This window comes from Thermoanaerobacter sp. A7A, assembly GCF_000445185.1.
Classification (GTDB): Bacteria; Bacillota; Thermoanaerobacteria; order Thermoanaerobacterales; family Thermoanaerobacteraceae; genus Thermoanaerobacter.
The window spans coordinates 1-1,896 of the sequence record NZ_AVAF01000079.1 but is presented as its reverse complement, the minus strand read 5'-3'; the positions used below and the strand labels follow the sequence as shown (position 1 = coordinate 1,896).

General features: G+C 31.4%; 2 protein-coding genes and 1 pseudogene. All 3 read right to left on the bottom strand.

Annotated elements, in window-relative coordinates; all coding sequences use genetic code 11:
* A pseudogene (locus M663_RS14555) lies at positions 1-1,320 on the bottom strand (HD domain-containing protein); the annotation flags it as partial.
* Positions 1,321-1,326: 6 nt separating this feature from the next.
* Complete coding sequence (locus tag M663_RS15245) at positions 1,327-1,494, bottom strand: hypothetical protein (protein ID WP_273702631.1); 168 nt, start codon at positions 1,492-1,494, stop codon at positions 1,327-1,329.
* Between the two features lie 84 nt (positions 1,495-1,578).
* Complete coding sequence (locus tag M663_RS0104610; protein ID WP_029688111.1) at positions 1,579-1,812, bottom strand: hypothetical protein; 234 nt, start codon at positions 1,810-1,812, stop codon at positions 1,579-1,581.
* Between the last annotated feature and the right edge of the window lie 84 nt (positions 1,813-1,896).

Here is a 1,896-nt window from a genome sequence, read left to right as displayed (position 1 = left end):
TCCTTATTTCATATAAAATCTGTCCTAATTTTTTCCCATCTTTTACATCAAAATTTATTATTATATCCAGCGGCGAAAGTAATGGTTTTTCTGTTTCTTTAAATTCTACATATCTTTTTAAAAGCCTGGTAATATAATCTGTAAACTTTGGTATCTCTTCCTCTTTACCTAAATTAAGCCTTGTAGCAGTAAAATCAGCCTGAGATAAAAGTAAAATCGCTATTGAATCATCCTTAAGTTCGGAAAAAAATCTAAAAAGAGACTTATTCGTTGGTCCGCCATTTACATAGTACATCAAAGGCTTCATATGATAAAGAACAAGCTTTTTAAGCAAAGAAGATTCCTTTTTGGATATTTTCATTCTTGAAGATATTTTTTTTACAATTTCAGCCCCTTTTATCTCATGATTATAAAAATGTACTCTATTTTCAGTATCAATGTATATGGATTCTGGTTTGCCTATATCGTGAAAAAGAGCTCCAAGTTTTATTATGTCCTTTACTTTGTTGTCAGAAGAAAGCTTTCTATCTAAATACTCCGAAACTATATCATATACGTCTTTGGGAAATCTCATAGAATTTATGATATTTTCGTATTCTTCTACAGTTTTTAGTGAATGTATCCAAGCATTTGTAAGGTGATAATAGCACCTTCCTACTTCTTTCATTTTAGCAACTTCTTCAAATATATTTTCCATAAGTTTTAAATCTTCCATCATTCTTAAATATTTGTGAGAATTCTTTTCTTTTAATATTATAAAAATTTCATTCATTATTCTCTCTGAGGCTACTTGTTTTATTAAGGCCGCTTCTTCTCTTATTTTAGCCTTTGTACCCTCATCAATATTAAATTTATAAGTCGCAGCAAATCTCACAGCCCTCAAAGCCCTTAACGGATCTTCTTTAAAGGTCATCACACCCACATGCTTTATTTTCCTGTTTTTTATGTCCGTCATGCCACCAAAAGGATCAATAATATATTCAAATTCAAAATAATCCGTCATTTTATAGCCATAGCATTCATTGTAAAGTCTCTATGAGCTAAATCTATGTATATGTCTTCACCCCTTAAATTAGTAAAATCCAATATTTCATCTCCTACCACAACCCTATATGTGCCTTTTTCCGCCATAAAAGACACAAAAGTACCCCCTAATTTTTCTGCCACCAATTTGGCGATTTTCTCTGCATCTTCCTGAACTACAAAATCATAATCTTTAGCTTCTCTATTTAAAATCCTGTCCCTTATGTATCCCCCAACAATATACAAATTATATGCTTCTTTTCCTAATTTTCTTATTAATTTTGGTATTGTTGCCACAAAAAATCATTCCTTTCCTTTTAATTTGTTCTCATCTACAATAATTTCTTGCAATTTCTCTCTAATAAACTCCGACATGGAATATCCCATCTCGGCAAGCTTTTGTTCGGCCTCTTTTTTGAGTGCACATGGGAGCTTGATTGTTATTGTTGTGTCATTCTTTTTTATTTTCAATTTATCTTATCACCTCCTCTTTTATCAGGTTGAGCGTAGCAGCCTTTCGGCTGGCCCGACTTTCACGGGCTGTACCTTGCCCTGCTATTTTATAATATCTTTCAGTTTGAGTAATTTCTTCCCCATGTATTCTTTCTCTTCATATTCTATTTCTATTATGTCTCCTTCTTTTATTTCTTTTATTTTTTGAATTAATTCTGAATTCGCATCTATTTTTTTTTCAAAAAAATCCTCGTTTTCTGTTGACCATACATGAACTGTCACTTTGGAACCTCTTTCTATTATTTCCACTGAATCAACTTTTATTTTCTTTTTCATTTTTATTCCTCCTTTTATTTTTTCTTTTCCCTTGCTTCTGTCTCAATTATAACATGCGTTATTGCCTTTGTCAATACTTTTATC

Coding starts and splice junctions, on each gene's coding strand:
- M663_RS0104610 (WP_029688111.1), bottom strand. CDS start 1,812: ATGAAAAAGAAAATAAAAGTTGATTCAGTGGAAATAATAGAAAGAGGT.